An 8,196-nucleotide genomic window follows, 5' to 3' on the forward strand; every position below is an offset into this window, starting at 1 on the left:
CGTTGTTCAACCGCCACGCCCGCGGGCTGGTGTTGACCGAGCAGGGTGAGATGCTGTTTCGCACGGCGCATGACGTGCTGATGAAACTGGAGACCATCAAGTCCCGGCTGACCGAGACCAAGGATCGCCCGTCGGGCGTGCTGCGGGTGACGACGACGGTGGGGCTGGGCGCCGGCTGGCTAACCGAGCGGGTGCAGGAATTCATCGAACTCTATCCTGAAATCAGCCTGCAGTTGATCCTCGCCAACGAGGAGCTCGATCTCACCATGCGCCAGGCCGATTGCGCCATTCGGCTGCGCCAGCCGCAGCAGCCGGACCTGATCCAGCGCCGCCTGTTCACCGTGCATTTCCACCTCTACGCGGCCCCATCCTATGTCGCCAAGCATGGCAGGCCGTCTTCCGTCGCCGAGCTGAAGGCCCATCGCATCGTCACCTTCGGCGTGCCGGTGCCGTCGCATCTGTCGGAGCTGAACTGGCTGGAAACGGTCGGTGATTTCGAAGGCGGACAAAGGGTGCCGACGCTGCAGATCAACGACATATTGTCGATCAAGCGGGCGGTGCAGGGCGGTGCCGGTATCGCCATGCTGCCCGACTATGTGATCAGCAAGGACTCCGACCTCGTGCAGCTGCTGCCGGAGACCGAGGTGCCGTCTTTCGACACCTATTTTGCTTATCCGGACGCGATGAAGAACCAGGCCAAGCTGCACGTGTTCCGGGACTTTATCATCGCCAAGGCGAGAAGCTGGTCATTCTAAGGACATGTCGATTGCCTGGCCCGACCTGAGCCTCAACATGCCCTGAGACGGCGCTGCCGGTTTCACCTACCCCCGCCAGGGCGACAGTCGAGGCAACCAGCCGGGTACGTTGCGGCGGTAGGCGTCGTATTCGGCGCCGTACCGGTGAGCCAAAGTCGGCTCCTCGTAGAACCGCACGAAAGAGCCCATGGCGATCGCGCCGATGACCGCATAAGCGGCCAGCGTCCAGCTCGAGAACAGCAATGCCTGGCCGAGGATGATCGACAGCACGGCGACATACATCGGGTTGCGGACATGACGGTAGATGCCGCCGATCACCAGCCTCTCGGTTGGCGCGACCGGAGCGGGCGTGCCGAGGCCCTCAAGCGCGAATCGACCGAAGGCATGCAGCAGTGCTGCGATCGCGACGGCGATCAGAAGCCCGCCGACAGGGACAAAGCCCGGCAGACCAGACCACGGCAAGCCCCAGCGATCTGTCAACAGCCATGGCACCAGCCCGGCAACCACGCAGGGCGCCGCGATGAAGAAGGCCGCACTGCCGGCGATCGCCGAAAACGTCCGCATTGGCTGCCTCCTCCCCGATTGCCTTAGAAATGCACGCCTGCTGCCTGCTTCCACATCATTGCCCGGTTTTGGCATTTTGAACCGAAAGCCAGCCGAGATCGGCGATTCTGTAGTTGCAATTGCCCGATTCGGCGGCCCATTTCGACGATTCTGCTGGTCCTATTGGCTTCTGGAATGGGTTAGACCACAGCCTGCGTCTTTTTGCATGCGTGTGTTGCAAAATAGATGCTTGTTTCTTGGGCATGATGAGCACATATATAGATCATCTCCTGGGCGCGTTCTCCTCCCATTAGCGCCCTCGAGTGTTCCCCTCTGGAGGTTAGCCTTAACAGGCACTCCAATCAAACTCAGCCGGATCTTCATTGATCCGGCTTTTTTGTTGCCTGTGTTCTGTTGGGCCGGCAAAAAATTCCATCACAATTGCCACGTAACGGTGACATGTAACCTCTGGTAACATAGCCCGGGCGCCCGCGACCTGCTATGTGGATCATAGGACGCGGTGTGGTTCGGACGGGAGATGGGGGCATCACTCGTACGGCCCGGGCTCAGGCGGCTACCGCGTCCGAACCGTTTTTCCGCCGAACTCGGCGGCACCAAATGCGGCGGACCTGCCGTTTTACCTCCCAAGGAAACGGTCCGCGAACAAAACGACGTCCGGTCCCCGCCGGACGTCGTTTTCTTTTGTCCCCCTCGAATCAGGTTCGAGAGGAACGCTACGCCATCAGGCAGCCTTGCCGTTGGTGTTCATCGCCTCGTCGGCCAGACGGCCGGTGAGTTCGGCCATGTGGTCGAAGACGGCACGGTAGCTGGCGACGCCCGCGGTCGCCGAGCGCAACTCGATGATCAGGTCGCCGATCTCGGCTTGCGGCATGGTTGCCTCGACGACATCCCATCCTGGCCAGCCAGGCCGCGCGTCGTAGCCGAGTATCTGGCCGCGCCGTTGCGGGATGAGAGCGATGATCTTCGAGGTGGCGTCGGAGGGTGTGACGATCTCGACCTTCATCACAGGCTCCAGGAGCACCGGCAAGCACGCGGCCATGCCTTCCTTCATTGCCAGCCTGGCCGCCATCTGGAAGGCCATGTCGGAGGAATCGACCGCATGGTAGGAGCCGTCCGACAGGTTGACTGCGACATCCACGACCGGAAAGCCCAGCGGCCCGGATTTCAGATAGTCGCGCACCCCGGTCTCGACCGACTGGATGTAGGTCTTGGGCACGACGCCGCCGGTGATGGTGTCGGTGAACTGGAAGCCGGAGCCGCGCGGCAGCGGCTTGATCTCGATCACCACGTCACCGAACTGGCCATGTCCGCCGGACTGTTTCTTGTGACGGCCGCGCTGTTGCGCCGATTTGCGGATCGTCTCGCGATAGGGCACCGCCGGCGGATGGCCTTCGACCGGTATCTGGTTCTTGCCTTCCAGCCGCTCGCGCACCACGCGCAGATGCATCTCGCCATGGCCCGACAGCACGGTTTCAGCCGAGTCCTGGTTGTGGCGCAGGCTGAGCGAGGGGTCCTCCTCGGCCAGCCGCTGGATGGCAGCCGACATCTTCACTTCGTCCTTGCGCTCCTTGGGGCGGAGCGCGAAGGCGAAGACCGGCTGCGGCGGCTCGAACTGGACGAGCGGCTTGATGCCGCCCTTGGCCGAACTCAGCGTCTGGCCGGTCTTGACCTCGTCCAGCTTGCCCAGCGCGACCGTATCGCCGGCCTTGGCGCTGGAGAGCTTGGACTGGTCCTTGCCGAGCATCCGGTAGATGCCGGAAACCTTGGCCGTGTCGCCGCCGGGCAGCCAGAGTTCGGAACCGTCGACGACCTGGCCGGAGAGGATGCGCGACACCGACAGCTTGCCGCCATGCGAGGTGTGGATGGTCTTCATCACCTGGACCAGGGTAGCCGCGCCGTCGGGTGCACCGAGCCGCTTGCGGGTCGCCTCGATGTCGGGCGCGTCGTGGCGGATCGCCTTCAGGAGACGCAGCACGCCGTTGCCTTTCTCGGCGGTGCCGATCAGCACCGGCGTCACCGCGCCGTCGCGCAGGTCGGCGGCGAGATCGTCGAAGATCGCGTCCTTTGGCGGTTCGATCTCCTCGAGCAGCTGTTCCATCAACTGGTCATCATGGTCGGCCAGCGTCTCCAGCATCGAGAAACGCGCTTCGAGCTCGCGCGCCTTCTCGTCGCCGGGAATCTGCGCCACCTCGCTTTCGGCATATTCGCGATAGATGTAGGCGCGCTCCAGCGCCAGGTCGATCGAACCAATGACGACGCCGTCCTTGCGCAGCGGAATCTGGCGCAGCAGCAATGGCACGGCACTGGCCGGCTGCAGCATCTTCAGCGTGTCTCGCACGCCGGTGATTGCCTTGTCGACCTTGTTGAGAAACAGGATGCGCGGCACGCCGAGATCGTCGAGCTTGCGCATGATCAGTTGCAGGGCAGGGATCTTCTTTTCATCGGCCTCGGCCACGACCACCGCGAGGTCGCAGGCGGCCAGCACCGGTTCGGCTTCGAAAGAGAATTCGATGGAGCCGGGACAGTCGACGAAGGTGATCTGCTCGCCCATGAATTCGGTGGTGGCGATCGTCGCCTCGACGCTCATGGCGTGGGCGCGCGCCTCGGGCGAATGATCTGAAACGGTGTTGCCTGATGAAACGGGATTTTGTCGGGGAATTGAGCCCGTACGGGCCAATATGGCTTCGAGAAGTGTCGTCTTACCGCTTGCGAAGGGACCGACTATGGCAATGCATTTCGGTCCCGTGCGTCGTCCTCCGGCGCGAGTACCCATGACTGACCTCCACTCAGGCGTTTCCCGCAGGACCGACTGGCATGCATGGTTCAGGCGTGGTCAATCGGTCCTGAGCGGCGGCCGGCCTGTTCGACCGTCGCGGGCGGGGTTCTTTTCAAGTCCACCTGCCCAAAGCCATCGTCCCACTTGTTTGCCGGCAGGGCAAGGAAAATAGAAATCCTTTGCTCGGCCGTGGACCCGTGCTGGCCATATAGGGGGCTGGCAGCCGGAAGCTGTTGCACGTCGGCCGATATCGGCGGAAACTGAAGCAGGCGACCCGTCGCCCGCTGTTTTGAAGGACCATCGACCCATGAAGATCATTGCCTGCGGCAGCGTGCCGACCGTCATCGCGCCGGAAAAATACTTCACCGGCCGGGTGCTGCAGACGCCGATCATCGAGAAAGAGGCGCCGGCGCGGCTGCGAGCCACGCTGGTCAGCTTCGAGCCGGGCGCGCGCACCCACTGGCATACGCATCCGCTTGGCCAGACGCTCTACGTGACGGTGGGCGCCGGGCTTGCCCAGACGTGGGGCGGCCCGGTCCAGCAGATCAGGGCGGGCGACGTCATCTCGTTCGCGCCTGGCGAAAAACACTGGCATGGCGCGGCGCCGAAATCGGCGATGACGCATATCGCCATGCAGGAGGCGCTCGACGATGTCCATGCCGACTGGCTGGAAGCGGTGACATCGGAACAATATGACGGCTGAATGCTCAGTCCGCAGGAACCCGGCTTCTATTCCAGCCGCAACATTTTCAGAAGAGGGCGACTCGCGGCGAGTCCAGTACCATGGCGCAGGCCATACTCAGTCGCCGGATCGACAGCGCCATGCCGCCCGTTCAACTGACCGTCGGCCAGTAATTTGCGAAACTCACGTCCGGACATAGCCATGTCAAAGCACCGTTTGCCCCTGGTCGCCGCTGTCTATCTTGGTTCGTTCGTGGCTCTGCTCGACGTCAGCATCGTCAATGTCGCGCTGCCGACCATCCAGCAGGCGTTGCAAACCGATTTCGGCGGCCTGCAATGGGTGGTCGACGCCTACACGCTGTGCCTGTCGGCCTTCATGCTGTCGTCCGGCCTGATCGGCGACCGCTATGGCCGCAAGCGCTCATGGCTGGCCGGCGTCGGCATCTTCGTGGCCGGCTCGCTGATCTGCGCCGTCGCGCCCAATTTGCCGGTGCTGCTGGCTGGCCGGGTCGTACAGGGCATCGCCGGCTCGCTGCTCATTCCAGGCGCGCTGTCGATCCTGACGCAAGCCTTTCCCGATGCACGCCAGCGCGCCGGCGTCATTGGCGGCTGGGCGTCGTTCGCCGCCATCTCTCTGCTCGTTGGTCCCGTCCTCGGTGGCATCCTGGTCGAGACCGTCGGCTGGCAAAGCATCTTCCTGATCAACCTGCCGCTTGGTCTGATCACGATCGCGCTCGGTGCTGCTTCGATCAACGAGACGGCGCATCCCGAACATGCCCATCTCGATCTCGTCGGCCTGGCTCTCAGCATCCTGTGGCTGGGGGCGCTGACCTTTGGCCTGATCTCGGCCGGCGAGAATGGTTGGGGCGAGCCAAGGACGGTCACGGCGCTCATCGCAGGTGTCGTCGGCCTGGGTGCTTTCCTCGGCTTCGAGGCGCGCACGGCACGGCCGATGCTGCCGCTTGGCCTCTTCCGTGACGTCCGCTTTGCCGTCGCCAATGTCGCTTCGTTCGCGCTCGGCTTCACCTCCTATTCCAGCGTCTTCTTCTTCTCGATGTTCCTGCAGCAGGTGCAGGGCTGGTCGCCGACGCAGACCAGCCTGCGCATGGCGCCGGCCTTCATCGTCCAGATCGTGGTGTCGCCGTGGATCGGCAGGCTGAGCGCGCGCTATGGTCACTCCGCGCTGATGACCATCGGCTATGTTGCTATCGGCCTGTCCATGCTCGGCATGTGCTGGGCCGGTCCTTCGACGTCCTACGCGACGCTGTGCCTTCTGTTCGCCATCGGCGGCCTCGGCAATGCGCTTGCAATCCCGACCGGCAGCGCTGCCGCCATGTCCTATGCGCCGCGCGAACGCTCGGGCATGGTGTCGGCGGTCATCAATGCCACCCGCCAGAGCGGTCTTGCCATCGGCATCGCCTTGCTCGGCGCCTTGATGAGCATGCGGGCAACCAACCTTTTGACCGGGTATCTCGGCGATGCCGGTGTCGCCAACGCGGAAGCGGTCGCCCGTGCTGCAATTTCGCGGCATGATTTCGCAACCGATGCGGCGATGGGCGAAAGCGGCGTGCATGAACTCTATGCTGCCGCCTATGCCGGCGGCTTCCATGCCGCCATGCTGACGGCAGCGATCGGCGCGTTCCTCACCGCCGCACTGCTGGTTGCCGTGCTGGCGCCGGCCGAGGCGCGCTCGGCCAAAGAGACCAAGCACGAGGCGTGAGGCTGACGGCCCATTGAAAACCCGGCAGTGAAGCCGGGTTCTGCGTTCAAAGTGCGCCGCTCAGGTCAGCGAAGCCGTAAAGCGCTGGATGCGCGTGCAGGCTTCCTCCAGAAGCGTCTCCGAGGTGGCGTAGGAGATGCGGAAGTTGGGGCCGAGGCCGAAGGCCGAGCCGAACACCACCGCGACGCCCTCGGCTTCGAGCAATTCCGAGCAGAAGGTTTCGTCGGTGTCGATCGGCTTGCCGGCCTTGGTCTTCTTGCCGATCAACTGGGCGCAGGAGGGATAGACATAGAAGGCCCCTTCCGGCGACGGACAGGTGATGCCGCGCGCCTGGTTGAGCATCGAGACGACGAGGTCGCGACGGCCTTGAAAGATCGCCTTGTTTTTGGCGATGAAATCCTGCGGGCCATTCAGCGCCTCGACGGATGCCCATTGCGCGATGGTGCAGGCGCCCGATGTCTGCTGACCCTGGATCATGTCCATCGCCTTGATCAGTTGGACCGGGCCCGCCGCATAACCGATGCGCCAGCCGGTCATTGCATAGGCTTTCGACACGCCGTTCATGGTCAGCGTGCGCTCGTAGAGCTTAGGCTCGACCTCGGCGATGGTCTTGAAGACGAAATCGCCATAGGTCAGGTGCTCGTACATGTCGTCGGTCAGCGTCCAGACATGCGGATGCTTCAACAGCACGTCGGCCAGAGCGCGCAGTTCGGCCTCGGTATAGGCGGCACCCGACGGGTTCGACGGCGAGTTCATCAGCAGCCATTTGGTCTTCGGCGTGATCGCCTTTTCCAGCACGGAAGCGGTCAGTTTGAAGCCGTTGTCGATCGAGGTGTCGGCAAACACGGAGGTGCCGCCGCAGATCGCCACCATCTCGGGGTAGCTGACCCAGTAGGGGCGAGGAATGATGACCTCGTCGCCGGGGTTCAGCGTCGCCATGAAGGCGTTGAACAGGATCTGCTTGCCGCCCGTACCGACGATGGTCTGCTCGGGCTTGTAGTCGAGATTGTTCTCGCGCTTAAACTTTTTTGCGATCGCCTCGCGCAGCGGCACGATGCCCGAAACCGGCGGATACTTGGTTTCGCCGCGGCGGATCGCCTCGATTGCCGCATTCTTGATGTTGTCGGGCGTGTCGAAATCCGGCTCGCCGGCGCCGAGGCCAATAATGTCACGGCCGGCATTTTTCAGCTCGCGCGCTTTCTGCGTGACCGCGATGGTGGCGGAAGGCTTCACGCGCGAAAGGGTGTCGGCAAGAAAGGCCATGAGCTTGACGTCTCCATGGAAGATCGGCGCGGCCAGGAGCGACCGCGGCGCTTCTCATGTCGCATGATTTCGCGCAACGCAAGCATTGTCGGCTGATCCAGGTCTCAAGGAGCTGTGATCGGACCCGGGGTCGGCAACAATAAATTCATTAACGAGCGGTAGAGGCTTGAGTGGCAGGATCGCAGACCAATTGCGGAGCGAGGAACCGTGTCGCGCAGCGTCGGGCTTGCCCACATCATCCGTCAGGACGACGGCACCTCCACCGGTGTCTGGGGCATCTACACGTTGCAAAGCGCTTTCCAGCCGATCTTCGCCTTCAAGGAAGGCAAGCTGTCGGTGGTCGCGTTCGAAGGGCTGATCCGACCGTTCCGCGACGGCGAGCCACAATCGCCGATCAATTTCTTCTCGACCTGTCCGGCCGCCGACCGGCTGCATAT

The 8,196-nt window shown here is 63.2% G+C and carries 6 protein-coding genes and 1 pseudogene; 4 read left to right on the forward strand and 3 right to left on the reverse strand.

Annotated features, from left to right (window positions below; all coding sequences use genetic code 11):
• Nucleotides 1-755 (forward strand): substrate binding domain-containing protein (locus tag EN991_RS03415; RefSeq protein WP_245460887.1); only part of this gene is annotated, 755 nt, incomplete at its 5' end.
• A gap of 66 nt (nucleotides 756-821) precedes the next feature.
• On the opposite strand, the gene EN991_RS03420 is transcribed toward EN991_RS03415, so the two are convergent.
• Together EN991_RS03420 and EN991_RS03425 are read right to left on the reverse strand one after the other, a co-directional pair.
• On the reverse strand, nucleotides 822-1,319 hold the full coding sequence (locus EN991_RS03420; protein WP_027162108.1) for an isoprenylcysteine carboxylmethyltransferase family protein: 498 nt from the start codon (nucleotides 1,317-1,319) through the stop codon (nucleotides 822-824).
• A 721-nt stretch (nucleotides 1,320-2,040) separates the two neighbouring features.
• Nucleotides 2,041-4,092, reverse strand: a complete 2,052-nt coding sequence (locus EN991_RS03425) for an elongation factor G (RefSeq protein WP_127368156.1) — start codon at nucleotides 4,090-4,092, stop codon at nucleotides 2,041-2,043.
• 310 nt (nucleotides 4,093-4,402) lie between these two features.
• Between EN991_RS03425 and EN991_RS03430 the strand changes: the two genes are divergently transcribed.
• Together EN991_RS03430 and EN991_RS03435 are read left to right on the forward strand one after the other, a co-directional pair.
• Nucleotides 4,403-4,798, forward strand: a complete 396-nt coding sequence (locus tag EN991_RS03430; protein ID WP_013530082.1) for a cupin domain-containing protein — start codon at nucleotides 4,403-4,405, stop codon at nucleotides 4,796-4,798.
• Between the two features lie 180 nt (nucleotides 4,799-4,978).
• Nucleotides 4,979-6,496 carry an MFS transporter gene (locus tag EN991_RS03435; RefSeq protein WP_127368157.1) on the forward strand — a complete coding sequence of 506 codons (1,518 nt, stop codon included), beginning with the start codon at nucleotides 4,979-4,981 and terminating at the stop codon, nucleotides 6,494-6,496.
• 60 nt (nucleotides 6,497-6,556) lie between these two features.
• Here EN991_RS03435 and EN991_RS03440 read toward each other — a convergent pair whose 3' ends face one another.
• The gene (locus EN991_RS03440) at nucleotides 6,557-7,759 is read right to left on the reverse strand and encodes a pyridoxal phosphate-dependent aminotransferase (RefSeq protein ID WP_064994526.1); all 1,203 of its coding nucleotides are present in this window, start codon (nucleotides 7,757-7,759) and stop codon (nucleotides 6,557-6,559) included.
• A 207-nt stretch (nucleotides 7,760-7,966) separates the two neighbouring features.
• Here EN991_RS03440 and EN991_RS03445 point away from each other — a divergent pair.
• Nucleotides 7,967-8,196: pseudogene (locus tag EN991_RS03445) on the forward strand (EAL domain-containing protein); the annotation flags it as partial.

The organism is Mesorhizobium sp. M7A.F.Ca.US.005.03.2.1, from assembly GCF_003997795.1.
In the GTDB taxonomy this organism is placed as follows: domain Bacteria; phylum Pseudomonadota; class Alphaproteobacteria; order Rhizobiales; family Rhizobiaceae; genus Mesorhizobium; species Mesorhizobium ciceri.

Bases quoted from the DNA above. Each gene is read 5' to 3' on its own strand.
- EN991_RS03420 (WP_027162108.1), bottom strand. From the start codon at position 1,319: ATGCGGACGTTTTCGGCGATCGCCGGCAGTGCGGCCTTCTTCATCGCG.
- EN991_RS03425 (WP_127368156.1), bottom strand. From the start codon at position 4,092: ATGGGTACTCGCGCCGGAGGACGACGCACGGGACCGAAATGCATTGCC.
- EN991_RS03430 (WP_013530082.1), top strand. From the start codon at position 4,403: ATGAAGATCATTGCCTGCGGCAGCGTGCCGACCGTCATCGCGCCGGAA.
- EN991_RS03435 (WP_127368157.1), top strand. From the start codon at position 4,979: ATGTCAAAGCACCGTTTGCCCCTGGTCGCCGCTGTCTATCTTGGTTCG.
- EN991_RS03440 (WP_064994526.1), bottom strand. From the start codon at position 7,759: ATGGCCTTTCTTGCCGACACCCTTTCGCGCGTGAAGCCTTCCGCCACC.